Source organism: Streptomyces sp. NPDC055955, assembly GCF_042270245.1.
In the GTDB taxonomy this organism is placed as follows: Bacteria; Actinomycetota; Actinomycetes; order Streptomycetales; family Streptomycetaceae; genus Streptomyces.
On record NZ_JBHJYS010000016.1, the window covers coordinates 190,078 to 214,871 of the forward strand.

The following is a 24,794-nucleotide window of genomic DNA, read 5'->3' on the forward strand; positions in this document are numbered from 1 at the left end:
CTCTTTCGTACGGGGATGGAGCGGGCCGAAGAGCGCTAGCGCACCGGCAGCGGTTCGACGCGCTTGATGACGAACGCGTAGGTGAGGGCGCCGACGACGGACAGGGCGCCGGACACCAGGAGCGGCAACAGGTAGGAGCCTCCGGAGGACGCCAGCAGGAATCCGGTGACGATCGGGCCGAGGATCCCCGCCACGTTCGAGGCGAAGTTCTGGATGCCGGCGAGCGAGGCGACATGCCCTGCGGTCGGCGCCACGTCGGCGGGCAGCGACGCCACGGACGCGGTCGAGAAGGTCAGCGAGGCGTAGCTGAGGGAGAGCAACGCGAGGGCGCCGGACGCGGTCGGCACGACGACGGTGAGCGCGATCACGGACGAGCACAGCGTGCCGGAGACCAGGCAGGTCTTGCGGACCCTTGTGGTGGACCAGCCCTTGCGGAGCAGCCGGTCGGCGGTGAAGCCGCCGAGCAGCGACCCGAAGATGGCGACCAGACCCGGGACCGTTCCGAAGAAGCCGAGCTTGAGGAGGTCGAAGCCGCGCTCGTCGACGAGGTAGCTGGGGAACCAGGTGATGAAGAAGTAGATGACGTAGTTGAGGCAGAAGAAGCCGAGCATCATGCCCCAGACCGTCCGGTAGCGGAACAGGTCCCGCCAGCGGACCTCGGGCGCGTCCGCCTCCTGAGCGGCCGTCCCGTCGGTGTGGGCGCCGCCCGCCTCGATGTAGGCGCGCTCCTCCGCGGTCAGCTTCGGGTGGTCGGCGGGCTCGTGGTAGAGCCGCCACCAGCCGACGATCCACAGAAAGCCGAGCAGGCCGCAGGCGATGAACGCGACCCGCCAGTGGAACGCGGAGACCAGCATCGTCACCAGCGGAAGGGCGATGGCGGTGCCGACGCGCGCGCCGTTGTCCCAGACGCTGTTGGCGAGGGTTCGTTCGTGACGGGGGAACCAGCGGGAGACGGCCTTCGCGGGGGCGGGATATCCGGCGGCCTCACCGGCGCCGAGCAGCATCCGGGCGCCGACGAGCGAGCCGACGCCGCGGACCAGGCCCATCCCGACGGTGGCCACCGACCACCAGATGGCGCCGATCGCGAAGACCCGCTTCACGCCGTACTTGTCCAGGAGTGCCCCGGCGGGCAGTTGGCACAGCGCGTACGTGAAGAAGAAGGCGCTGAGGATGAAGCCCTGCGTCTCGGGACCGATGTGCAGGTCGTCCGACATGGACGGCAACGCGACGCTGAGCGTGGAGCGGTCCAGGTAGTTGACCGCGAGGCCGCCGAAGCACAGGACGGCTATGCCCCAGCGGACGTTCTTGCCCCGGCCGCGCGGGCGGGCGGGGAGTGAGGTGCCGGGCGGGGCGGCCGGCGCCTCACTCTCGGTGACGGAGCGGGTGGTCATCGTTGACCTCCGGTCGAGGGGACGTGCGGACGTGCGGACGTGACGGAAGCGGTTCGCGAGACCGGGGCGCAGGAGTGTCCGCAGCGGGGACAGGGACACGGGCGTCGCCAGGGGTCCGTCGACCCCCGCGTCATTTTCTACCCTCGCCCAGGCTTACATACAAGCCTTGTATGTAAGTAACCTTGCAGCTGAGGTGAGAAAGTGAGCGTCATGGCAGCTCAGCGGCAGGAACCGAGAAAGATGCGACGGGTCGAAGCGGAGGCGCCGCGTCCGCGCGAGTCCGTCCGGACTCGGGTGCACGCCCTGCTGCGGGCGCGCATCACCTCCCTCGAACTCCTGCCGGGCGCGCCCCTGTCGGAGAACGAGCTGGCCGCGGAGCTGGACGTCAGCCGCACCCCGGTGCGCGAGGCGCTGATCCTGCTGGGCGAGGAGTCGCTGGTCGACGTCTTTCCCAAGCTCGGTACGTTCGTCTCGCGGATCAGCGTCGACGCCGTACTGGAAGCCCAGTTCATGCGGGAGGCGCTCGAACTGGCGGCGCTGCGCGAGGCGGTGACGAAGTCCGGCGCGCAGGACATCACGGCGCTGCGCGCCATCCTCGACGCACAGCGGGCCGCGCTGAAGGCGGGGGACGCGGGTCTGTTCTTCGAGCAGGACGAGGCCTTCCACCGTCGCCTGATGGAGGCGAGCGGGCACCGCACGCTGTGGCGCACGGTGGCGACCGCCAAGGCGCACCTCGACCGGGCTCGCCGGCTGAGTCTGCCGCTGCCGCACCGGATCGAGACGCTGGTCGACGAGCACGCCGCGGTGGTCGACGCCCTGGAACAGCGCGACGCGGCGCGCGCGGAGGACGCGCTGCGCGGGCACCTTCAGGGCGTCTTCGACGACATCGGAACGATCAGGGCGAGCCATCCGGAGCTGTTCGCGGATCCGCACGAGCAGCCGGGCGGCGCCCCGGCCCGCCCACGGGTCCATCCCGGGCTGCGCGCCTGACGTCACTCACTCCGGGGGGGGGGGGGGCTCGTCCGCCGGTCGAGGGGTGAGCGGCATTGCGCCCGGTTCCCCGGTACCGGTGAGTGGCCTCACCATCCGCAGTCGATGTCGGTCGATCCTCCGTCGAGGACCGGATCGCTGGCCGTACCCCTGATCAGCAGCGCACCGCCGTCCGGCCCCCACCTCACGTCGTACGCGCCTGCGTCGACGGGTCGGAAACCGTCGTCGACCGTCCAGGACCCCGACGTGCCCAGCGCCAGGCCGGCGCGCCCGACGGCGTACGCCTCTCCCCTGCCGATCACGAGGAACGACGTCTCCCGCACCACGACCGTGCAGCCTCCCGGCCCGGCGGGGCGCAGCACGTGGTACTCCGCGTCCGAGATCAGGTCGTCCACCGCTCCCCAGCCAGTGCCCAGCACGGCGGTGACGATCAGCAGGCCGTTCCCCAGCCGGGCCCATCGGGCGCGCTTGTGGGGGAGGCGCAAAGCGTCCGCCGGGTCGTCCACCCGGGTGAGGTCCCGTCGGAGAACGAACGACATGACCAAGAGAGCCGCGCTCACGCCCCAGCCGGGGATCACCCGCCCCTGCACGACCAGCAGGAGGCTGCTCCAGCTCGCCACGGCGGCGAGAACCAGGCTGCCGATGCCCACCGCGGTGGAGGCGGTGGGCGACGGGCTCACGCTGTGCTGCGCACGTTCTTCGGTCACGGCGGGTACGACTCTTCGAACGCGCCGTCAGTTGCGCTGAGAGCCGTGCCGCGGTCCGAGCATGTGACGCCGGGTCGGCGGGGTGACGGGTCGTCCCCGCGGGGCCCGCCGACCCGAGCAAGGACAAACCGGGGCGCTGGCCGGTTTGTCCTTGCTCGTGTGAGGCGTCGTGGAGGGCGCCATGGAGGGCGAACCCAGGACTGGAAGCGGGACCTAGCTGAGGGTCTTGAGCGCTGCTGCCGCGTCGTACGGCTTCAGCTCGTCGAAGCGGCCCTCCAGGACCTTCGCCGCCCACTCCGGGTCCTGGAGCAGGGCGCGGCCGATGGCGACCATGTCGAACTCGTCGCGCTCCAGGCGGTCGAGGAGGTCGTCGATGCCCTTGACCGCGGAACCCTCGCCCATGAAGGCGCGGATGAAGTCGCCGTCGAGGCCGACGGAGCCGACCGTGATGGTGGGCTTGCCGGTGAGCTTCTTGGTCCAGCCCGCCAGGTTCAGCTCCGAGCCGTCGAACTCCGGGCTCCAGTAGCGGCGGGTGGAGGCGTGGAAGGCGTCGACGCCGGCCGCGGCGAGCGGGTTGAGGATCGCCTCGAGCTCGTCCGGGGTCTCGGCGAGCCGCGCGTCGTAGGCCTCCTGCTTCCACTGCGAGTAGCGGAAGACGACCGGGAACGCGGGGGAGACGTTCTCGCGGATCGCGGCGACGATCTCGGCGGCGAACCGCGTGCGGGCCACGGGGTCGCCGCCGTAGCCGTCGGTACGGCGGTTGGTCCCGGCCCAGAGGAACTGGTCGAGCAGGTAGCCGTGGGCGCCGTGCACCTCGACGCCGTCGAAGCCGATGCGCTCGGCGTCCTTGGCGGCCTGCGCGAACGCGCCGATGACGTCGTCCAGATCGCTCTGGGTCATCGCCTTGCCCGTGCCCTCGGTGCCGTCGACGCGAAGGCCCGACGGGCCGACGGCCGGGGCCTCGGCGAAGGGCGGCTTGCCCTGCCGGCGCACCATGCCGATGTGCCACAGCTGCGGCACGATCGTGCCGCCCGCCGCGTGCACGTCCTCGGCGACCTTCGCCCAGCCGGCCAGCTGCTCCTCGCCGTGGAAGCGCGGCACCCGGTCGCTCTCTCCGGCCGACTCGTGGCCGACGTAGGTCCCCTCGGTGACGATCAGGCCCACGCCCGCGGCGGCGCGGCGGGAGTAGTAGGACCGAACGTCCTCACCCGGGACGCCGTTCGGCGAGAACATGCGCGTCATGGGCGCCATCGCGATGCGGTTCGGGACCTTCAGACCGTTCAGGGCGACAGGGCGGGACAGGATCTCGGCAGCGCGGGAAACGGGCGACGCGGCGTCAGTCACAGAGTGCTCCTCTTGGGTACCAGTCGGTATGTGCACAAGCATGCAATCTGCGTGTGCCAACCGTTCCGGCCCCCATGGCATTCCGCAGGTCAGCATCGCCCTCATGTGATCCGGGCCACGGCCTGGGAGGTCTGGCGGTGGCCGGCGGAGCCCTGGACGACACCGCGGCACGTCGGTCGGCGGCGCGAGCGTCCCTCCGGGGAGCATGCCCAGGGGTCCCGGTCATCGAGACGCTGGGACATGTGGCCGAGACGGAAGGCTATTCAGCGGCTCGTTCGATCTCCCTATGGTTGGGGGCATCGAGCGGGGCGCCGGGCCGGATCCCGGGCCGGCGCCCCCAACCCCGCCTGGAAAAGGGAGAGTTACCGTGCGCGCAGTGATTCAGAAGTCCTTCGGCGGTCCCGAGGTTCTCGAGGTCGTCGAGAGGGAGCGGCCGAAGCCGCTCGCCGGTGAGGTGCTCGTCAAGGTGCACGCGAGCGCGGTCAACCCGGTGGACGTGGCGGTCAGGTCCGGCGCCTTCCCGCTACTAGGCCAGCCCCCGTTCGGCGTCGGCTGGGACATCTCGGGGGTTGTCGAGGAGGCCGCCCCCGGCAGCCGGTTCGCCGTGGGCGACGAGGTCTACGGGATGCCGTTCTTCCCCCGCGCCGCCACCGGTTACGCCGAGTATGTCGCGGCCCCGTCCCGCCACCTGGCCCGTAAGCCCGCGTCCGTCGATCACGTGCACGCCGCCGCCGTTCCCCTCGCCGCACTCACCGCCTGGCAGGGACTCGTGCGGGCCGCGGGCGTGAAGGCGGGCGACCGGGTCCTCGTCCAGCGGGCGGCGGGCGGTGTCGGCCACTTCGCCGTTCAGATCGCCAAGGCGCGGGGTGCCCATGTGACCGCCATGGGCAGTGCGGCCCGGCACGACTTCCTCCGCGGCCTCGGCGCGGACGAGGTCATCGACTACCGGACCACCGATTTCACCGACGTGGTCAAGGACGCCGACATCGTCCTCGACTCGCTCGCCCAGGGGGACCGCTCGCTCGGGGCGCTGCGTCCCGGCGGTGTGCTCATCAGCATCCTGGAGCACCGTGACCCGGAGCTCGCCGCGCGCGTGGAGGCGGCCGGGCGGCGCTTCGCCGGCATCTCGGTCGAGCCGGACCACGCCGCGCTCGAGGCGATCGCCGAACTCGTCGACGCGGGAGCGATCCGTCCCCACGTCGAGGAGACGTTCGCTCTGGCGGAGGCGGGCAAGGCGCACGAGCTGGTCGCCTCGGGACATGTGCAGGGCAAGATTGTCCTGACGGTCTGACCGGGACGGGCCGCACCAGGGAGGGCGAGGCCGGATGGACATCCTCACCGAGGCGCTGGCCTCGATGCGCACGGGACGCCCGGCGTCCGTCCGCACCAACGGCCGCGCCCCCTGGGGCCTGCGCCTGCCCCCGGTCGCCGGCGCGGGATTCCACGTGGTGCTGTACGGGACCTGCTGGCTGGTCCCGCTGGAGGACTCGGCCCCGCATCTGGAGCCGATCCCGCTGAGCCCCGGCGATGTCGTCTTCCTGCGCGACGGGCGGGGCCACATCCTCGCCGACCACCCGTCCAGCGCGGCCGAGGAGCCCAGGGCCGAGCACTTCCGGGAGGGGTCGCCGATCGGCTCGGTGACGCTCGGCGGGGACGGCCCCGAGACCCGCCTGCTGTGCGGCAATTACCACCTGGATCAGGGGCGCCCGCATCCCTTGGTGCGCCAGCTGCCCGAGGTGGTCCACCTGCCGACGCGGCACGGGCGCCACCCGGAGCTGAGCGCCGCGGTCCAGCTCCTCGGCTCCGAACTGGAGAATCCGCGGATCGGTTCGGACGGCATCGTGCCCACGCTGATCGACTCGCTGCTCCTCTACATCCTGCGCGCCTGGCTGGACGAGCAGCCCGCCTCCGCCGCGCCGGGCTGGGCCGCGGCGCTCGGCGACTCGGCCGTCGCACCCGCGCTGGCGGCCATGCACGGCGACCCGTCGGCCCAGTGGACCGTCGAGGCGCTGGCCGAGCGGGCCGGGCTGTCCCGCGCCGCGTTCGCCAGGCGGTTCACCGCGCTGGTGGGGGAGCCGCCCATGGCGTACCTGACCCGCTGGCGCATGACGACGGCGGCCCGGCTGCTACGGGAGTCCGACGCGCCCCTGACGACGGTCGCCGCCCGCACCGGCTACGGCTCGGAGTTCGCCTTCGCCAAGGCGTTCAAGCGGGAGTACGGGCTCGCCCCGGGCGGCTACCGGCGGCAGGCCGGGGCGGCGTAGACGGGGCGGCGTGGGCGCTGCCGGGTCTTCGAATCCAAGTTCGAGCGGGGGTGCATTTTCGGGTTGGCGGGACCATTCTTGAGGTATGCCCGAAGGTGCGCCCGTGACCGTGCACCCGCCTCTGCCCGACGGCGGTCGGCGGGTGACGATTCGCGGCAAGGACGTGGGGACCGCCTACAACCTGCTCGACGTCCTGGAGTTCCTGCGCGCCGCGGGCCTTCCCGAGGCGGACACGGCCGTCGACGACCCCGAGCTGATCGACTGGCACGACGCGGGGCCCGACTCCTGGGGCCCGGACGTACCGGACAAGGCGTCGTGAGCGGTCGGGCGCAGGGAGTCGCTCGCGCTGGTCGGAACCTCGCGCAAACCGGCCGACCGGCATGCTCGGGTACGTGAGCCGGTTCGGCTAGGGCGTTCGCGCGAGCCGGTCGAGGAGGTCGTGCCAGCCTGCCTCCACGCGGTCCGGCGGCATACCCCGCTCGACGGTCAGATGGTGGACGAGCGCGGGGTCCGCGGCGGCCAGCAGCGTGTGGGCGAGGAGATCGGTGTCGCCCTGCGTGCCCGCCTGGCGCAGCAGCAGCATGACGTGCGTGTGGCGCAGGCGGTTCGCCGGGACCGTGTAGTTGCGCAGGGCGTCGGTGCGGGCGGCGAGGATCAGCTCGTGGTGGTCCCGCTCGTGGCGCATGAGGGCGGGTCCGAAGGCGTGCAGGCGCTCCAGGGCGGGCGCGTCCGGACCCAGGGGCGGTGGGCCCGAGAGGAACGCGGCCTGAAGCTGCTGCTCCCGGTGGTCCAGGAGGGCGATGAGCAGCCCGGTCCGGTCGCCGAAGCGCCGGAAGACCGTCCCCTTGCCGACCCCGGCCGCCGTCGCCACCGCTTCCATGGTCAGGTTCGCCGCCCCGCACTCGGACATCAGGCGTGATGCGGCCTCCAGCAGGCGCGTGCGGTTGCGTGCCGCGTCCGCCCGCAGCGCGGGCCGCTCGCCCGTCGGTGTGAGGGCGAGGTCGGTCGGTCCGCCCTGGGTGCCGGACGTCGTGACGAGGGGAGGGATGGGGCCGGTCATGGCTTCAGAGTAGCGCCGGGAAAGGACAAGTGGACCGCGGTCCGGATAGGTGGTACAACTTTAAACGGACTTCGGTCCGGTTGGACCGTGCATGAGATCCGTTCGCCCTTATCTGGAGTTATGCCATGTCTGTTCGCATCCTCGCCCTCGTCGGCAGCCTCCGCGCCGGTTCGCACAACCGTCAGCTCGCCGAGGCCGCCGCCAAGCACGCGCCCGCCGGCGCCGACATCCAGCTCTTCGAGGGCCTCGCCGACGTGCCCTTCTACAACGAGGACATCGACGTCGAGGGCAGTGTCCCCGCCGCCGCCGCGCGCCTGCGCGAGGCCGCCGGTCAGGCCGACGCCTTCCTCCTCTTCTCGCCCGAGTACAACGGCACCATGCCGGCCGTCCTGAAGAACGCCATCGACTGGCTGTCCCGCCCGTACGGCGCCGGCGCGATCTCCGGCAAGCCGGTCGCCGTCGTCGGCACCGCGTTCGGCCAGTACGGCGGCGTGTGGGCGCAGGACGACGCGCGCAAGGCCGCGGGCATCGCCGGTGCCGCGGTGCTCGAGGACGTGAAGCTGTCCATCCCCGGCTCCGTGACGCGCTTCGCCGAGACGCACCCCGCCGACGACTCCGAGGTCGCGACCGCGCTGACCGAGGTCGTCGGCCGCCTCAGCGAGCAGGCCACCCCCGCCGCTGCCTGAGGCTCCTGACGCGCGTGCGGCCACAGGCCCGGGACGACGATGTCCCGGGCCTGTGGCCGCACCCGTTCGAGGCGAGCCCTCACGTGTTCCGGAGGAACCCCGGCCGGGCCACGAACGGCTGATCCGTGGCGGCCCCCGAGCGCGCACACCCGTCCTCTCTGCCTACGATGCAGCGGTGACCACCCGCCTCGGACCGCCCGCGCGACCGCAGTTGACGCTGCGGCTCCTCGGGCTGCTCGTCGGCGTCGTGCTCCTGGGGCTGCTCGGTATGCACGGCCTGGGACCCGTACCGGCAGTCGCGCACAGCGAGATGCATCCCGCAGCCGGGTCCGCCATGGGCGCGGGTGGCGCCGCGGACGCGGGTGGCCGTGCCGGGCCCGGACAACAGGGCGTCAAGGCTTCCGCTTCCGGCCTGTGCGACCACGATGGCGGCGGCTGCGGCGGGCACATGGCGCACGCGGACTCGGTCTGCGCCGCCGCCTCTGTCGCCGTGCCCCCGGCGCTCGCGCCCGCGATGCTGCCCGACGTGATCGCCTGCCCCGCCCGCCCGGACGCCCGCACCTCGGCGGCCGGCAGCGGCCCCGACGGCGGCCGCGCCCCACCGTCACTGTCGGAACTCCAGCTCCTGCGGATCTAGAACGGCCCGCGCGGCACCGCACGCCCCAAGGGGCGGCGCCGCGCTCGCGCGAGCCCTTCACCCAGGATCAGCACCAGGAGTTCCGCATGACCGCACACCGCACGACCGCACACCGCACGTTCGTCCGCCGCGCCGCCTTCGCCGCCACCGCGGGGGTGGCCGCCCTGGCGCTCGCCGCCTGTGGCAGCGACAAGCCGGCCGGGGGACACGACAAGGGGGCGAAGGAATCCGGCTCGTCCGCGGCCGCCTCGCCCCAGGCCGACGGCCACGACAAGACAGCAGGCCGCAGCAGCGCCGACGGTCACAACAGCGCCGACGTCTCCTTCGCCAAGGAGATGATTCAGCACCACCGTCAGGCCGTCGAGATGGCCGAACTGGCCGAGGGCCGCGCAGCGTCCAAGGACGTCAAGAGCCTCGCCGCCAGGATCGAGGGAGCCCAGGACCCCGAGATCGAGAACATGTCCGGCTGGCTCACCGCATGGGGTGAGGAAGTCCCCGCCGACATGTCCGGCATGGGCCACGACATGTCCTCGTCGATGCCCGGCATGATGAGCGCCGGGGACATGGCCGAGCTCAAGAAGGCCTCCGGCGGCGACTTCGACAAGAAGTTCCTCGCGATGATGGTCCGGCACCACGAGGGCGCCGTCACGATGGGCAGGGCCGAGAAGTCCGACGGCGAGTACGGCCCCGCGACGCGGCTCGCCGCCGACGTGGTGACCTCGCAGACGGCCGAGATCGAGCAGATGAACAAGATGCTCGGCAAGAGCTGATGCGCAAGGCGCTCGGCAGGAGCTGAGGGATCCGGAGGATCCGAAGGGGCTGACGGATCCGAAAGAGTTCAACGGTCCGAAAGGGTTCAACGGTCCGAAAGGGTTCAACGGTCCGAAAGAGTTCAACGGTCCGAAAGGGCTGGCGGATCCGAAAGCTCTGGCGAAAAGCCCTGGACGGACGTGCCGTACACCCCAGGGGTGTGGCCGACAGGCACCCTGTCGGCCACACCCCGGCGGGATGCGCACACGGCTGCTTGCCGCCGGACCCGTGACGACACGCGCGATCGGGGGCATGGTGGGAGACCCTCACCGCAACGGCCGCCCGGCACCCGAGCCGACCGTGAACCGTGACCCGCCACGGCCTGATCGGGCCGGCCCGGGGCACGCGTCCGGTTCGGGAACCGGCGCCGGTGTGTGCGAGGCTCGACGCCAAGGCCTTCGTACGTCGGCCGGATGGAGGTGCGATGTCCACGCAGAGCCACCGTTTGATGATCACCGAGCTGGCGAGCTGTGAAGGCTGCGCGGTGCTGCGGGTCAGCGGCGAACTCGACCAGAGCGGTGAGGAACTCTTCCTGAGCACGCTCGGTGCCTGCGTCGACGCAGGCCACCCGTACCTCGTCCTCGACGTCACCGCGCTCGCCTTCTGCGACTCACGCGGTCTGTACTGTCTGCTGGCCATGCGGTGGCTGCTCGACCGCCGGGGCGGCCGGCTCCTCCTGGCCGGGGCGGGGCGACGGCTGACCGAACTCCTCACCCAGACAGGCAGTGTCGATCTGCTTCCCGCCCAACGGTCCGTCGGCCAGGCCCTGTTGTCGCTGCCTCCCTCACACCGGCCGGTCTGGCCGCCGGTGACGAGCCCCGACACACTGGACGACAGGCCGCCCAGACCCCCGCGTCCCCGGCCCCCTTCACCCTGAGGGGCGCCCGTCCGGAGACACGCGCGACTCATGCGCCTCGTGCGGCACCCGGCGCACCCGCGCGCAGCCCGTCCATCACGAGGTCGAACAGCCACTCGGCGCGCGACTGCCAGTCGCCGTGCGGGTCCATCTGCCAGAGCCCGGCGATGGCGAGTGCGAAGTCCTCCGGTGTCACCCCGGGGCGGATCGTGCCCGCTTCCTCGTTCGCCGTGAGCAGGAGCGACATGGCCGACGTCACCGGGCCGTGGCCGAGGGCGGCCAGGCTGCCGCGCGCGGTGGCCTGCCGCAGCGCGTCCGCCAGGCCGGCCTTCGCCATGGCGTACTGGGCGAGGCGGTCCATCCATGCGCGCAGGGCCTCGTCGGGAGCGCGGTCCGCGAGCAGCTGGGACGCGGTGGCGGCGACCTGCTGCATCTCGTAGCGGTAGACCTCGAGGACGAGGGACTCGCGGTTGGGGAAGTTGCGGTAGAACGTGCCCTGGCCGACGCCCGCCTTCTTCGCGATCGCGCTCAGCGGGGCGTCCGCCGACCGCGTCAGCTCGACCAGCGCCACCTCCAGGATGCGGTCGCGATTGCGTTGCGCGTCCGAGCGCAGCGGCGCGTCCTTCTTCGGCTGCACCCGTCCCCCTTCCGGGAATCACGAATCCGTAGGCCGGTGCCAAGAACCGGTACGCCCTTGATAAGCGGACAGCTGTCCGCTAGGTTCGACGTAGTGGACACTTGTCCGCTTAGGTCCACCATAGCGGCAGATCCGGTTCGAGTTAACGGCGGCCGCCCACCGCAAGCGGCCTTTCGGCCGACGAGCGCGCGGGCAGGCACGCCACCCTGAAGTTCTCCCACCAAGCACATCCCTCGTACACGTACAGCCCTCGCACCCCATGAGCGAAAGAAGGCTGATCATGGCCCCATCGACGTCCAGCGTCATCACGCTGAACATCAATGGTGAGAAGTACACGCTGCCCGTCGACCACCGCACCACCCTGCTCGACGCCCTGCGCGAGCGACTCGATCTGCCGGGCACCAAGAAGGGCTGTGACCAGGGCCAGTGCGGCGCCTGCACCGTGCTCCTCGACGGCCGCCGCGCCGTCTCCTGCCTACAGCTCGCGGTCGCCGCCGAGGGGCGGGAGATCACCACCATCGAGGGCGTGGCCGACGCCGACGGACTGCATCCGGTGCAGCAGGCGTTCCTCGACCTCGACGGGTACCAGTGCGGTTACTGCACCCCCGGCCAGATCTGTTCGGCGCTCGCCGTCATCGAGGAGCACGCGGCGGGCTGGCCCAGCGCCGTCACCGCCGACGTGCGGCCCCAGGCGGGTGTCCCACCGCTGACCGCCGACGAGATCAGGGAGCGGATGAGCGGCAACCTGTGCCGCTGCGGCGCCTACGTGTCGATCGTCAAGGCCGTCGCACGCGCCGCCGGAACGGAGGCAGTCGCATGAGAGAGTTCGGCTACGAGCGCGTGTTCGACGTGCCCGCCGCGGTCGCCCTGCTCGACGCCGACCCCGACGCGCGCTGTCTGGGCGGCGGCACCAACCTCGTCGACCTGATGAAGACGGGCGTCGAGAGGCCGGCCCGACTCGTCGACGTACGAGAACTGCCGCTCGGAGAGATCGAGTCGACGCCGGACGGGGGCCTGCGCATCGGCGCGACGGTCACCAACAGCGACCTCGCCGCCCATCCCGACGTGCGGCGCCGCTACCCGATGCTCGCGCAGGCCGTCCTCGCCGGCGCCTCGGGCCAGCTGCGCAACATGGCCACCGTCGGTGGCAATCTGCTCCAGCGCACCCGCTGCGGCTACTTCACCGACCTGGCCAAACCCTGCAACAAGCGCACGCCGGGCAGCGGCTGCCCCGCCATCGAGGGGGAGCACCACAACGCCGCGATCCTCGGTGCCTCCGCACACTGCGTGGCCGTGCACCCCTCCGACATGGGAGTGGCGCTCGCCGCACTCGACGCCGTCGTCGCGTACGAAACGGTGGACGGGGCCGGTGAGTTGGCGCTTGCGGAGTTCTATGCGCCCGTGGGGGAGACCCCGCACGTGGAGACCGCGCTGCCGCCCGGCGCGCTCATCACCGCCGTCACGCTGCCCCCGGCGCCCGTCGCCGCCCTCTCCCGCTACCGCAAGGTCCGCGAACGCGCGTCCTACGCGTTCGCGATCGGCTCCGTCGCCGCCGCGCTCGACGTCCGGGACGCAGCCGTCCACGAAGTGCGCCTCGCCTTCGGGGCGGTGGCGTCACGACCCTGGCGCGCACGCGCGGCCGAACGCGCCCTGACCGGCGGCCCCGCGACCGCTGAGGCCTTCGCCGCCGCCGCGGACGCCGAACTCGCGGCCGCCGAGACGCTGCCCCACAATGGATACAAGGTGACACTGATGCGCAATCTCGTCGTGGCCGTGCTCACCGAGCTCGCCGAGGAGGCCGTCCGATGACCACGACGACCACGGCAGTCCCGGTGACGGGCACCGTCGGCGCCTCGTACACCCGGGTGGAGGGGCTGGCGAAGGTCACCGGGGCGGCCCGGTACGCGGGCGACGTCCCCGCCGCCGAACTCGCCCACGGCTGGCTGGTGTTGTCCACCGTCGCGCGCGGCCGCATCCGCTCGATCGAATCGGACCCCGTCCGCGCGATGCCCGGGGTGCTGGACGTGCTGCACCACGGCAACGCGCCGCGCGTCGACGGGAACTACGTCGGCATGCTGGGGCGGCCCGACCCGATCGTCGAGGTCTTCCAGCACGACCGGGTGCCGTTCGTGGGCTGGCCGGTGGCGCTGGTCGTCGCCGAGACCACCGAGCAGGCCAGGGAGGCCGCCGAGGCGCTGGTGGTGCGGTACGACGAGGAGCCGCACGACGTCGCGTTCTCCGCCGGACACGCCGGCGTCTACACACCGGACGGCGACGGCATGCTGGCGGAGAAGGGCGACCTCGAGGCCGAACTCGCCGCGTCCGTCCACGTCGTGGACGCGGAGTACACCACCCCGGAAGAGCACCACAGCTCGATGGAACCCCACGCGGCGATGGCGCGCTGGGACGGCGGACGCCTCGAGGTCGTCGACTCCAACCAGGGCAGCATGTGGGTGGCGCAGGAGCTGGCGAAGCTGTTCTCGCTCGACCCGGCCTCGGTGCGGGTGCGGTCCGAGCACATCGGCGGTGCCTTCGGGTCCAAGGGTGTGCGCGTGCACCAGATCCTCGCCGTGATGGCGGCGACGGTGCTCGACCGGCCGGTCAGGGTCGTCATGACCCGGCGTCAGATGTTCTCGCTCGTCGGCTACCGCAGCCCCACGGCCCAGCGCGTCAGGCTCGGCGCCGACGCCGACGGGCGGCTGCGTGCTCTCGACCACCAGGCGCACAGCCTCACGTCGACGGTCCACGAATTCGTCGAGAACAGCGCCGGGTTCGGGCGTCCGATGTACGCCGCCGACGCTCACCGCAGCGTCAACCGGGTCGTGCGCCTGGACGTGCCGACGCCGACCTTCATGCGCGCGCCCGGTGAGGCTCCGGGCTCGTTCGCCCTGGAGTCCGCGCTCGACGAGCTCGCCGAACGGTGCGGCATGGACCCGATCGCGCTGCGCGCCCGCAACGAGCCGGACGTGGGCCCGGTCTCCGGACTGCCGTTCGGCTCCCGCAACCTGCTGGCCTGCTTCGAGGAGGGCGCCCGCAGATTCGGCTGGGCGGACCGGGACTCACGTCCCGGGGTGCGGCGCGAAGGGCGCTGGCTGCTGGGCACCGGCACGGCGGCGGCCACCTTCCCGGTGATCGTGGCACCGTCCACGGCGGCCGTGACCGCCGAGGCCGACGGCACGTTCACGGTACGGATCGGCGCGTCGGACGTCGGGACGGGGGCGCGGACCGCGTTGACCCTGCTCGCCGCGGAGGCCCTCGGCGTGGCCGGGGAGCGCGTCCATGTGCGCATCGGCGACAGTGACTTCGGCCCGGCGGCGATCTCGGGCGGCTCGATGGGCACCCGCTCCTGGGGCTGGGCCGTCACGGCCGCCGGGCGAGAGCTTCGGGAGCAGTTGGCCCTGGGCGGCGACATTCCGCCGCAGGGCATCACCGTACGATCCGACACCAGCGCCGCCGTCGGCTCCCTCCCCCAGAAGGAACGGCACTCCTTCGGCGCCCAGTTCGCCGAGGTCGCCGTCGACGTCACCACCGGCGAGGTGCGCGTACGGCGCATGCTCGGCGTCTTCGCGGCAGGCAGGATCGTCAACCCGCTGACCGCGCGCAGCCAGTTCGTCGGCGGGATGATCTGGGGACTGTCCATGGCGCTGCACGAGGAGGCGATCCGGGACCGGGTCACGGGCGGCCACGTCGGCGCCGACCTCGCGGGCTACCACTTCGCCGCGAACGCCGACGTACCGCTGATCGAGGCGGACTGGGTCGACGACCCGGACGCCGACGACCCTGTCGGGATCAAGGGCATCGGGGAGATCGGCATCGTGGGGGCGGCCGCCGCCGTCGCCAACGCGGTGTGGCACGCGACGGGCGTCCGCCACCGCCACCTGCCGATCCGGCCCGACCGTGTCCTGTCGGCCGGGGCGGCAGCCGAGGGTGACGTCGATGCTTGACATCGCCGACGAGCTGAACCGGTGGGCCGGGCAGGGCCGGGACTTCGCCGTCGCCACCGTCGTCTCGGTGGGCGGCAGCGCACCCCGCCCGCCCGGCGCCACCCTCGCCGTCGACAGCGAGGGAACGGTCATCGGCTCGGTCTCCGGGGGCTGCGTCGAGGCGGCCGTCTACGAGCTGTGCGTGCAGGTGCTCCAGGACGGTGTGTCCGTCCTGGAGCGGTTCGGCTACAGCGACGAGGACGCCTTCGCCGTGGGGCTCACCTGCGGCGGTGTCATCGACGTCCTGGTCACGCCGGTGCGCGCCGACGCTCCGGACAGGCCCGTCTTCGCGGCGGCGTTCGCGGCCGCCGCCCGCGGCGAGACGGCCGCGCTCGCCAGGCCGGCCCGCGGGCCGGCCGAACTGCGGGGCGGGGCACTGCTGGTGAGGGCCGACGGATCGTACGAGGGAGGGCTCGCCGGGGGCTCCGGTCTCGAGCGCACCGTGGCGGGCGAGGCGCGGTCCCTCCTCGCCGCGGGCCGCACCGGCACGTTCGACCTCTCGGCCGACGGCTCCCACTGCGGCGCCGACCTGACCCTGTTCGTCGAGTCGAGCGTGCCCCCGCCCCGGATGATCGTCTTCGGCGCCGTCGACTTCGCCGCGGCCCTGGTCCGTACGGGCAAGTTCCTCGGCTACCACGTGACACTGTGCGACGCACGCCCCGTCTTCGCCACGCGGGCCCGCTTCCCCGACGCCGACGACATCGTCGTCGACTGGCCGGACCGCTACCTGCGGCGCACCACGACCGACGAGCGCACGGTCCTGTGCGTGCTCACCCATGACGCGAAGTTCGACATCCCGCTCCTGGAGATCGCGCTCCGTCTGCCCGTCGCGTTCGTCGGGGCGATGGGCTCACGCCGAACCCACGAGGACCGCGACCGCCGCCTCCGTGAAGTCGGCCTGACCAGCGAGGAGTTGTCCCGCCTGCACTCACCGATCGGCCTGGACCTCGGCGCCCGCACACCTGAGGAGACGGCCCTGTCCATCGCGGCGGAGATCATCGCGTCGAGACAGGGCGGCACGGGCGCGCCCCTGACCACCTCGCGCACACCGATCCATCACGACGGCGAAGCGGGGGAGCCGCGCCGGATGATGTCGGGGCGGATCTGAGACACGACACGACCGTGGCCGGACAGGGCGGGCCGCATTCGGTGCGTCCGGCCTCAACGACCCGTTCGGGGAGGCGCGTGGAGGCCCCCGGGGTCCTGGTCCGACACGGCGGCTCGGAAGGGGAGCCGCGCCGTACGGGCCGCCTTCTCCGGCGACAGGTTCGTACCGTCCGCGAACGCCTCCGCGAAGGCCGGTTCACCCAGCACGGCCGTCGCCCTCGCCGTGATGCGGTCCACGTCGCCGCGTTCCGCGGGCGGGAGCGGTGCGCCCGCGCCGCGGCGGGCCGCGTCCGCGGCGCCGAGGAGTGCCGCTGCCCGGCCCCCGTCCTCAGCCAGTGCGGCCGCGCCTGCCAGACCCTCCAGGGAGAGGGCCACGGCGCGCGGCTCGCCGATGGCACAGGCGACGTCCAGACCGAGGAGATGGTGTGCGGCCGCCCCGGCCGCGTCCCCGCGCAGTTCGGCGACGAAGCCCAGTTCGGCCTGGAGCAGATGGTCACCCGCCTGCGACGACACGTCGCCGAACCGGTCGCGGATACGCAGCAGGTACGCCTGGGCCGCATCGAGGTCGCCGCAGCGGCGTGCGCCGAGGGCGAGGCCCATCTCCGCGTGGAGCTCGCCGTACTTGTAGCCCTGTTCGGACGCTGATCGCCGCGCCTGCTCGTGCAGTTCGGCGGCCCGGTCCCAGTCGCGGTCGAGCAGCGCGAGCCGGCCCAGGCCGGAGAGCCGCGCGGAGACCTCCGCGTCCAGGCCGAGTTCGCGCGCCATACGCAGTCCCTCCTCGTGGCGCCGGGCGGACTCCGCGTACTCACCCTTGATCTCGGCGAGCGCCGCCAGTGGCTCCACCGTCTGCAACTCGCCCCACCGGTCGCCGAGTTCGCGAAAGAGCGTCGCGCTGTGCAGGCCGTCGCGCCCCAGGGCGTCCAGGTCGCCACGGATCAGCGCGTGCATCGACCGCAGTCCGAGAGCCGCGGCCGTACCCCACCGGTCGTCCGCGGCGGCGAAGAGAGCCAGCGCCCGTGAGACGGCCTCTTCGCTGGCGGCGAGGTCGCCCGACCTGAACAGGCCGTACGCGCAGAACCACACGGCGCGCCCCCGCCGGACAGGATCGGCGATGGCCACGTCGGGGCGAGCCGTCGCCGGCGGACGCTCTCCGATCATCAGCCCGAACGCATCGCTCAACAAACGGAGTTCGCCCGCGGACGGCACCACGGCGAGCACGGCGGACAGGGCCCGACGGGCCTCGCTCAGGCGCCCGCGCAGCAGCCACCACCAGGACAGGGCGGTGGCCAGGCGCACGGCGTCGTCGGCAGCGCCACTCGTCGACGCCCGCCGCGTCGCCTCGTCGAGCGCCGCCCGCAGATTGGCGGTCTCGGCGTCGAGCCGGCCGAGCCACTCGCGCTGCCCGCCGCCACGCAGGGCGGGTTCGGCGCGCTCGGCCAGTTCGGCGTAGTGCCGCAGATGGCGGTGGCGCACCGCGGCGAGTTCCGCCGTCTCGTGCAGCCGCTCCTTCGCATACGCGGCGACGGACTCGAGGAGCCGGTAGCGGGGGCCGTCGGGGCCGGTCACCGCGACGACCAGCGACCGGTCGACCAGTCGCGTCACGAGGTCGAGTACCTCGTCGCGGCGCACCCCGTCGCCCGCGCACACCTCCTCCGCCGCATCCAGAGTGCAGCCGTCGCGCTGCACCGCCAGGCGGCGCAGCACGGTCCGCTCAGGGGCGCCGAGCAGCTCCCAGCTCCAGTCGATCACGGCCCGCAGAGTCTGCTGACGTGGTGGCGCACCCCGCCGCCCCGACGTCAGCACCCGGAAACGGTCCTCGAGCCGGGAAGCCAACTCCCCTACGCCCAGGGCCCGTACGCGCGTCGCCGCCAGTTCGAGGGCGAGCGGGATGCCGTCGAGCCGCCGACAGATCTCCAGAACCGCCGCACGGGTCTCAGGAGTGGCGTCGTCGGGCGAGAAGCCGGGGGAGGCCGCCGCCGCGCGCGCCGTGAACAGGCGTACCGCGTCCGCGGGTTCCAGCGGCTCGACCACACGCACCGTCTCCCCGGCGAGGCACAGCGGCTCCTGGGTGGTGGTCAGGATCCGCAGCTGCGGTGCGCGGCCCAGCAGCGTCTCGACGAGTCGCGCCACGGCATCGACGACCTGCTCGCAGTTGTCCAGGACGAGGACGGCCCTGCGGTCCCGCAGGGCCGTGGCGAGCCGTTGCTCGGGCGCGGCCGCCGCGCCGTGTCCCGGCGCACCCGAAAGCGCGTCGTCACGCAAGCCCAGCGCCGCGGAGACGACCTGCGCGAGATCGGCCACGCTCCCGCGCTCACCGGAGAGTTCGACCAGCCACACCCCGTCGGGGGCGTCCTGGATCCGCCGGGCCGCCTCGACCGCGAGGCGCGTCTTGCCGACCCCGCCGGGGCCGGTGAGCGTGACGAGGCGTTCCGTGGTGAGGAGTCGACCGATCTCGGTGAGGGAGCGGTCACGGCCCACGAGCGCCGTGAGCGGGGCGGGAAGGTTCGACCGAGGGCGTTCGGACTGCGGCGGCGCGGCACCCGCAGGAGAGGCCGGGGGAGGGGTGAGCGCCGGGTCCTGGCGCAGGATCGCCTCGTGGAGTGCGGCCAGTTCGGGGCTCGGGTCGACGCCGAGCTCGTCCGCGAGCCGGCCCCGCAGCTCCGCGTACGAGGCGAGCGCCTCGCTCTGCCGGCCTGTCAGATACAGCGCCCTCAGCTGGACGGCGCGCAGCCGTTCCCGGAGCGGGTGGCGCGCGACGAGGTCCGCCAGCTCTCCGGTGAGGAGCGTGAGATCGCCCGACTCCAGGAGCGCCTCGGCCCGCTCCTCCCGGACGGCCAGCCGCTGCTCCGTCAGGCGCTGCGCGGCGGTACGCGCGAACTCCTCGTCCGCGAAATCCGCGTAGGCCGGGCCCCGCCACAACTCCAGTGCCTCGGTGAGGATTTCGGCCCGATCGCGCGGGCTCGCCGCGGACCCCGCCCGGTCCACCAGGGACAGGAAGCGGTCGGCGTCCACCTCGTCCCCGGCCCCGTCGAGACGGAGCCGGTAGCCGGGGGCCTGGCGCACCACGCGGTCGCGTCCGAGCGCCTTGCGCAGCTGAGAGACCTTCGCCTGGAGGGCGTTGGCGGGATTCCCGGGAAGGTCGTCGCCCCAGAGGCCGTCGATGAGACGGTCGGCGGAGACGGGCCGCCCCTCGTGGACCAGGAGGGCGGCGAGGAGTGCCCTGACCTTCATCTCGGGAACCGCGACCGGATCCCCGTCGCCGTCCCGCACCGTCAGTGGACCAAGCACCCCGAACCGCATGCGAGCACCGTACACACGCCGTGGCCGCCGGCCGTCAGCGGACCGTCAGCGTTTCCGAAGCGCGGACCTGCACTGTCGTCGCATGACCGGAACAGACGTCACCAGAACAGGGCGGACCCGCACACCACCCGCTTCCGCCACCGGCTTCGCCCGTGAGAACCGCACGCTGCCCCTCCCCGCCCTGCTGGCCCTCGCCACCGCCGTCTTCGTCACGAGCCTGACGGAGACCCTGCCCGCGGGTCTGCTGCCCGCGATGAGCCATGACCTGGGCGTCGGCGAATCGGCCACCGGGCAGACCGTGACGGTCTACGCGATCGGCACCGCCCTCACCGCCATCCCCCTCACCGCGGCCACCGCCGGATGGCGCCGCAAGCGGCTCCTGATGACGGCGATGGCGGGGTTCGGCGTCGCCAACACGATCACCGCCCTCTCGACGAACTTCCCTCTGACGATGGCGGCCCGGTTCGTGGCGGGGGTCGCGGCCGGCCTGGCCTGGGCGCTGCTCGCCGGTTACGCCCGGCGCCTGGCACCCGCCCACCTTGAGGGCAGGGCCCTCGCGATCGCGATGGCGGGCATCCCGGTCGCCCTGTCCCTCGGCGTCCCGGCGGGCACGTTCCTGGGCGAGGCCGTGAACTGGCAGATCGCGTTCCTGAGCATGACCGTCCTCACCGTCGCCCTCCTCGGCTGGATCGCCGCGACCGTCCCCGACCAGCCAGGACGGCGGCCGGGAGCCCGGCCGCCGATGTTGCGGGCACTCCGTGTCCCCGGCGTGTTGCCGGTCCTCTTCGTCACCCTCGTCTTCGTCCTCGCCCACACCGTCCTCTATACGTACGTCGCGACGTTCCTCGACGCAGTGGGCATGGGCGACTCCACCGATCTCGTGCTCCTCGTCTTCGGCGCCGCGTCACTGGCGAGCATCTGGATCGTGGGCGCACTGATCAACCGCCACCTGCGCGCCCTGACCGTCGCGGCCGCCCTGCTGGTCGCCGTGGCGGCGGCCGTCCTGGCCCTGCTGTCCGACCGTTCCGCCCTGGTCTACGCGGCGGTGACGCTGTGGGGCCTCGGCTGGGGCGGCGCCCCCACGCTCCTGCAGACCGCCGCGGGCGACGCGGGGGGCGAGTCGGCGGACGCCGCGCAGGCCATGCTCGTCACCCTCTGGAACGTGGCGATGGCCGGCGGCGGAATCGCCGGCGGGATCCTCCTCGACCTGGTCGGCTCCCGCTCCTTGCCCTGGACCGTCCTCCTGCTCCTGGTTCCGGTACTCGCCGTGGTCGTCGCCGCCCGCGCCCACGGATTCCCCGCCCGCCGAACGGCGCGGACCTCATGAACGCCCACACCGCACCCCGTCACACCACTCACCCCGATGCGAGGAGCACCGCCATGACGACGTCCCGCCTGTTCGACACCGCCCGCCTCGGCGCGCTGACCCTGCCCAACCGCCTGGTCATGGCGCCCATGACCCGCAACCGCGCCTCCGCGGACGGCGTCCCGCAGCCCGTCATGGCCACCTACTACGCTCAGCGCGCCACCGCGGGCCTGATCATCGCCGAGGCGTCCACGCCCAACGCCGTCGGGCAGACGTACGCCAACATCACGGCCATCCACAACGCGGCCCATGTCGAGGGCTGGCGACACGTGACCGACGAGGTCCGCGCCGCCGGCGGCCGGATGTTCCTCCAGCTCCAGCACGGCGGCCGGATCGGCCACCCCGACAACAGCGGCGGACTGACCCCGATCGCCCCCTCACCGGTGCCGCTCCCCGACACCATCCACACCCCGACCGGCCACCAGCCCGCGGTCGTACCGAGGGAGATGACGCCCGACGACATCCGCGCCACCGTGGCCGACTTCGCCGAGGCCGCCCGCAAGGCCGTGGCGGCGGGCTTCGAAGGCGTCGAGGTGCACGGGGCCAACGGCTACCTCCTCCACCAGTTCCTCGGCCAGGGCACCAACCACCGCACCGATGCCTACGGAGGGGCGGTGGAGGGCCGCGTCCGGTTCGTGGTCGAGGTCGTACGCGCCGTCGCGGACGCGATCGGCCCCGAGCGGGTGGGCCTGAGGATCTCTCCGGGACTCACCGTCAACGGCATGGACGAGAAAGACACCGGCGACATCTACCCCGCACTCGTCGACGCCCTCGCGGACCTGGACCTCGCCTATCTGCACATCGTCTTCGCCGACCCCGACAATCCGCTCTTCCAGGATCTCCGCAAGCGCTGGACCGGCACGCTGATCGCCAACCCGGTGCTGCCGCGGGAGCGTATTCCCGCGGACGGCGGCAGAAGCGCGGGCGAGCGCCTCCTGGAAGCCGGCGCCGACCTGGTGGCGCTCGGCCGTCCGTTCCTGGCCAACCCTGACCTGGTCGAGCGGCTGCGCGTGGGCGCGCCGCTCAACCAGGTCAGGGACAGGTACCTGATGTACGTGGGAGGCGAGACGGGGTACACGGACTATCCGTTCCTGTCCGACAGCCGCCGATGAAGTGAATATCAGGCGCCGAGGGCCCCTGGATTTGCTCAATCCGGGGTGAAGGTTCACGACGACGCGCGAAATATTTCTGGCTCACCGTGCTCCGAAGCCCGGTCCGTGCTAGTCTTGATCTCAGTTGCAGTTGTGGTTCCCATAGATACTTCAAGTGCCTAGGTGACTTCACGTTGCCGGGCGCTTTTCTATTTCCGGATGCATTTTTCCGGACGGGGCAATCATTGCGGCGACGCCGAGGTCCACACAGTGTGGGCCACGGGCACTGCCCCGAAGGAGAATTTGCATATGGCTACTGGCACCGTGAAGTGGTTCAACTCGGAAAAGGGCTTCGGCTTCATCGAGCAGGAGGGTGGCGGCCCCGACGTCTTCGCCCACTACTCGAACATCGCCACCCAGGGCTTCCGTGAGCTTCAGGAAGGCCAGAAGGTGAACTTCGATGTCACGCAGGGCCAGAAGGGCCCGCAGGCGGAGAACATCGTTCCCGCCTGACGCTGAAGCGTCGAGCGCAGCTGGTGCCCGTACCCTGGTGGTACGGGCACCAGCTCGTTGCTGTTTGCGGGGTATCCCGCCCGGGTAGGCGCGACCACCGGGTGGTACACCACCCCGGCGGGGCGCCAAGACCCCCGCACCCCATTGAACCGGCCCGTCCGAGAGCCGCGCCTGTCGCAGCGGAATCCCGGTATTCCGATGTCAGGCGTCGCCATTCTCCGTACCGGCGCGCCGGCTGATTTTCAGTCTGTTATTCGGCTCGTTCTTGCAATTCGTCCGGCACTCATGCGCCGGGAATTCCTCGATACGTGCCATATCGAGGAAGGTTCTCCATGAACCGTTCAGCTCGCACGAACGACCGTTACTCCAACCCCCGCAGGGGTTCCGCCGGCGGTGACCGGGGCGCCCGTTTTCGACCCCAGGGTCAGGGCCAGGGGCGCCCCGGCGGCAAGAGCTCCGGCGGCTACGGGCGCAGGCCCTCCGCACCCCAGGGAGAGTTCGCGCTGCCCGTCACCGTCACGCCCGCTCTCCCCGCGGTGGAGACCTTCGGTGAGCTCGACCTGCCGGCCGAGATCCTCAAGACGCTCACCGGCCTCGGCGTGACCGTGCCGTTCCCGATCCAGGCGGCCACCCTGCCGAACTCGCTCGCGGGCCGGGACGTCCTCGGCCGCGGCCGCACCGGCTCCGGCAAGACCCTCGCCTTCGGGCTCGCGCTCCTCGCACGCCTCGCGGGACAGCGCGCCGACGCCAAGCAGCCCTTCGGCCTGATCCTCGTCCCCACGCGTGAGCTCGCCCAGCAGGTCACCGAGGCGCTCACCCCGTACGCCCGGTCGCTGAAGCTGCGGATGGCCACCGTCGTCGGCGGTATGTCCATCGGCCGTCAGGCCAGTGCCCTGCGCGGTGGCGCCGAGGTCGTCGTCGCGACGCCCGGACGCCTCAAGGACCTCATCGAGCGCAAGGACTGCCGCCTGGACCGGGTGAAGATCACCGTCCTGGACGAGGCCGACCAGATGGCCGACATGGGCTTCATGCCGCAGGTCACCGAGCTGCTCGACCTCGTGCAGCCCGAGGGCCAGCGCATGCTGTTCTCGGCGACCCTGGACCGCAACGTCGACCTGCTGGTGCGCCGCTACCTGAACGACCCGGTCGTCCACTCCGTCGACCCGTCGGCGGGCGCCGTCACCACGATGGAGCACCACGAACTGCATGTGCACGGCGCCGACAAGTTCGCCGCCGCCACCGAGATCGCCGCCCGCGACGGGCGGGTCATCATGTTCCTGGACACCAAGCACGCCGTCGACCAGTTCACCAAGCACCTGCTCGGCAGCGGTGTGCGGGCCGCGGCCCTGCACGGCGGCAAGTCCCAGCCGCAGCGCACCCGCACCCTGGCCCAGTTCAAGGCCGGTACGGTCACGGCGCTCGTCGCCACCAACGTCGCGGCGCGCGGCATCCACGTCGACAACCTCGACCTCGTGGTCAACGTCGACCCGCCGAGCGACCACAAGGACTACCTGCACCGCGGCGGCCGTACGGCCCGTGCCGGTGAGTCCGGGAGCGTCGTCACCCTGGTCCTGCCCAACCAGCGCCGCGACATGAGCCGGCTGATGCGCGACGCCGGCATCCGGCCGCAGATCACCCAAGTCCGTTCGGGCGAGGCCGAGTTGAGCCGTATCACCGGTGCTCAGGCGCCCTCAGGCGTCCCGATCACCGGCACCGCGCCGGCCTCGGAGCGCCCCAAGCGCGGCGGTGCCCCGTTCCGCGGCATGGGATCGCGCCCCGGCCGCGCCGGTGGTGACTCGCGCCGCGCCTCCGAGGCCCGCCAGCTCGCCGACGCCCGCAAGGCCGCGCGAGTCCGTCGCGCCGGCTGAGGCATACGCACGCAGGCCACAGGCCCTGGACCGACATCGGTCCAGGGCCTTCGGCCGTTCTGCTGCTGTCAGCCCTTGCGGGTGTTGATTTCCTCGGTGAGCTGGGGGACGACGTCGAAGAGGTCGCCGACGACGCCGTAGTCGACGAGGTCGAAGATCGGGGCCTCGGCGTCCTTGTTGACCG

22 protein-coding genes and 1 pseudogene are annotated in these 24,794 nt (G+C 72.3%); 16 read left to right on the forward strand and 7 right to left on the reverse strand.

Going from position 1 to position 24,794, the window contains the following annotated elements:
- Nucleotides 1-35: 35 nt before the first annotated feature.
- Nucleotides 36-1,391: an MFS transporter gene (locus ACFC96_RS29490; protein WP_376263182.1), complete on the reverse strand. Its 1,356-nt coding sequence runs from the start codon at nucleotides 1,389-1,391 to the stop codon at nucleotides 36-38.
- A 240-nt stretch (nucleotides 1,392-1,631) separates the two neighbouring features.
- Here ACFC96_RS29490 and ACFC96_RS29495 point away from each other — a divergent pair, with 240 nt between their 5' ends.
- The gene (locus ACFC96_RS29495; protein ID WP_376614971.1) at nucleotides 1,632-2,381 is read left to right on the forward strand and encodes a GntR family transcriptional regulator; all 750 of its coding nucleotides are present in this window, start codon (nucleotides 1,632-1,634) and stop codon (nucleotides 2,379-2,381) included.
- A gap of 89 nt (nucleotides 2,382-2,470) precedes the next feature.
- Here ACFC96_RS29495 and ACFC96_RS29500 read toward each other — a convergent pair whose 3' ends face one another.
- Nucleotides 2,471-3,088 carry a hypothetical protein gene (locus ACFC96_RS29500; protein ID WP_376228055.1) on the reverse strand — a complete coding sequence of 206 codons (618 nt, stop codon included), beginning with the start codon at nucleotides 3,086-3,088 and terminating at the stop codon, nucleotides 2,471-2,473.
- 213 nt (nucleotides 3,089-3,301) lie between these two features.
- Entirely contained in the window at nucleotides 3,302-4,432 is a 1,131-nt protein-coding gene (locus ACFC96_RS29505; RefSeq protein ID WP_376614973.1) for an NADH:flavin oxidoreductase, read from the reverse strand.
- Between the two features lie 367 nt (nucleotides 4,433-4,799).
- Between ACFC96_RS29505 and ACFC96_RS29510 the strand changes: the two genes are divergently transcribed.
- The 3 genes from ACFC96_RS29510 (at nucleotide 4,800) to ACFC96_RS29520 (ending at nucleotide 7,015) form a co-directional block, all read left to right on the forward strand.
- The gene (locus ACFC96_RS29510; protein ID WP_376614974.1) at nucleotides 4,800-5,723 is read left to right on the forward strand and encodes an NADP-dependent oxidoreductase; all 924 of its coding nucleotides are present in this window, start codon (nucleotides 4,800-4,802) and stop codon (nucleotides 5,721-5,723) included.
- 34 nt (nucleotides 5,724-5,757) lie between these two features.
- Entirely contained in the window at nucleotides 5,758-6,696 is a 939-nt protein-coding gene (locus ACFC96_RS29515; RefSeq protein ID WP_376263167.1) for an AraC family transcriptional regulator, read from the forward strand.
- 103 nt (nucleotides 6,697-6,799) lie between these two features.
- Nucleotides 6,800-7,015 carry a hypothetical protein gene (locus ACFC96_RS29520; RefSeq protein WP_376614976.1) on the forward strand — a complete coding sequence of 72 codons (216 nt, stop codon included), beginning with the start codon at nucleotides 6,800-6,802 and terminating at the stop codon, nucleotides 7,013-7,015.
- A gap of 87 nt (nucleotides 7,016-7,102) precedes the next feature.
- On the opposite strand, the gene ACFC96_RS29525 is transcribed toward ACFC96_RS29520, so the two are convergent.
- Nucleotides 7,103-7,756 (reverse strand): TetR/AcrR family transcriptional regulator, encoded by a 654-nt coding sequence (locus ACFC96_RS29525; protein ID WP_376263161.1) that lies wholly within the window; start codon nucleotides 7,754-7,756, stop codon nucleotides 7,103-7,105.
- A 125-nt stretch (nucleotides 7,757-7,881) separates the two neighbouring features.
- On the opposite strand from ACFC96_RS29525, the gene ACFC96_RS29530 reads away from it, so the two are divergent.
- The 4 genes from ACFC96_RS29530 (at nucleotide 7,882) to ACFC96_RS29545 (ending at nucleotide 10,766) form a co-directional block, all read left to right on the forward strand.
- Complete coding sequence (locus ACFC96_RS29530) at nucleotides 7,882-8,442, forward strand: NAD(P)H-dependent oxidoreductase (RefSeq protein ID WP_227293382.1); 561 nt, start codon at nucleotides 7,882-7,884, stop codon at nucleotides 8,440-8,442.
- A gap of 175 nt (nucleotides 8,443-8,617) precedes the next feature.
- Complete coding sequence (locus tag ACFC96_RS29535) at nucleotides 8,618-9,079, forward strand: DUF6153 family protein (RefSeq protein WP_376614977.1); 462 nt, start codon at nucleotides 8,618-8,620, stop codon at nucleotides 9,077-9,079.
- Nucleotides 9,080-9,165: 86 nt separating this feature from the next.
- A complete protein-coding gene (locus ACFC96_RS29540) occupies nucleotides 9,166-9,849 on the forward strand; it encodes a DUF305 domain-containing protein (RefSeq protein WP_376614979.1) in 684 nt (227 codons plus the stop codon).
- 464 nt (nucleotides 9,850-10,313) lie between these two features.
- A complete protein-coding gene (locus tag ACFC96_RS29545; protein ID WP_376263153.1) occupies nucleotides 10,314-10,766 on the forward strand; it encodes an STAS domain-containing protein in 453 nt (150 codons plus the stop codon).
- 28 nt (nucleotides 10,767-10,794) lie between these two features.
- On the opposite strand, the gene ACFC96_RS29550 is transcribed toward ACFC96_RS29545, so the two are convergent.
- Nucleotides 10,795-11,382 (reverse strand): TetR/AcrR family transcriptional regulator, encoded by a 588-nt coding sequence (locus ACFC96_RS29550; protein WP_376614981.1) that lies wholly within the window; start codon nucleotides 11,380-11,382, stop codon nucleotides 10,795-10,797.
- Between the two features lie 280 nt (nucleotides 11,383-11,662).
- Here ACFC96_RS29550 and ACFC96_RS29555 point away from each other — a divergent pair, with 280 nt between their 5' ends.
- The 4 genes from ACFC96_RS29555 to ACFC96_RS29570 are packed head-to-tail and all read left to right on the forward strand — an operon-like array spanning nucleotide 11,663 to nucleotide 16,473.
- Nucleotides 11,663-12,202, forward strand: coding sequence for a (2Fe-2S)-binding protein (locus tag ACFC96_RS29555; RefSeq protein ID WP_376263147.1), 540 nt, complete (start codon nucleotides 11,663-11,665; stop codon nucleotides 12,200-12,202).
- Nucleotides 12,199-13,191: an FAD binding domain-containing protein gene (locus ACFC96_RS29560; RefSeq protein ID WP_376614983.1), complete on the forward strand. Its 993-nt coding sequence runs from the start codon at nucleotides 12,199-12,201 to the stop codon at nucleotides 13,189-13,191. Before ACFC96_RS29555 ends, ACFC96_RS29560 begins: the two co-directional genes overlap by 4 nt.
- Nucleotides 13,188-15,326: a xanthine dehydrogenase family protein molybdopterin-binding subunit gene (locus ACFC96_RS29565; protein ID WP_376614985.1), complete on the forward strand. Its 2,139-nt coding sequence runs from the start codon at nucleotides 13,188-13,190 to the stop codon at nucleotides 15,324-15,326. Before ACFC96_RS29560 ends, ACFC96_RS29565 begins: the two co-directional genes overlap by 4 nt.
- Entirely contained in the window at nucleotides 15,319-16,473 is a 1,155-nt protein-coding gene (locus ACFC96_RS29570) for an XdhC family protein (RefSeq protein ID WP_376614987.1), read from the forward strand. Before ACFC96_RS29565 ends, ACFC96_RS29570 begins: the two co-directional genes overlap by 8 nt.
- A 53-nt stretch (nucleotides 16,474-16,526) precedes the next feature.
- Here the strand turns inward: ACFC96_RS29570 and ACFC96_RS29575 are convergent, their stop codons facing one another.
- Complete coding sequence (locus ACFC96_RS29575; protein ID WP_376614989.1) at nucleotides 16,527-19,772, reverse strand: BTAD domain-containing putative transcriptional regulator; 3,246 nt, start codon at nucleotides 19,770-19,772, stop codon at nucleotides 16,527-16,529.
- A gap of 82 nt (nucleotides 19,773-19,854) precedes the next feature.
- Between ACFC96_RS29575 and ACFC96_RS29580 the strand changes: the two genes are divergently transcribed.
- The 4 genes from ACFC96_RS29580 (at nucleotide 19,855) to ACFC96_RS29595 (ending at nucleotide 24,610) form a co-directional block, all read left to right on the forward strand.
- Nucleotides 19,855-21,099 (forward strand): MFS transporter, encoded by a 1,245-nt coding sequence (locus ACFC96_RS29580; RefSeq protein ID WP_376614991.1) that lies wholly within the window; start codon nucleotides 19,855-19,857, stop codon nucleotides 21,097-21,099.
- 53 nt (nucleotides 21,100-21,152) lie between these two features.
- Nucleotides 21,153-22,250, forward strand: coding sequence for an alkene reductase (locus ACFC96_RS29585; protein WP_376614992.1), 1,098 nt, complete (start codon nucleotides 21,153-21,155; stop codon nucleotides 22,248-22,250).
- Between the two features lie 288 nt (nucleotides 22,251-22,538).
- Nucleotides 22,539-22,742 carry a cold-shock protein gene (locus ACFC96_RS29590; RefSeq protein WP_100598391.1) on the forward strand — a complete coding sequence of 68 codons (204 nt, stop codon included), beginning with the start codon at nucleotides 22,539-22,541 and terminating at the stop codon, nucleotides 22,740-22,742.
- Between the two features lie 332 nt (nucleotides 22,743-23,074).
- A complete protein-coding gene (locus tag ACFC96_RS29595) occupies nucleotides 23,075-24,610 on the forward strand; it encodes a DEAD/DEAH box helicase (protein WP_376614994.1) in 1,536 nt (511 codons plus the stop codon).
- Between the two features lie 68 nt (nucleotides 24,611-24,678).
- Here the strand turns inward: ACFC96_RS29595 and ACFC96_RS29600 are convergent.
- Nucleotides 24,679-24,794 (reverse strand): annotated as a pseudogene (locus ACFC96_RS29600) (electron transfer flavoprotein subunit alpha/FixB family protein); the annotation flags it as partial.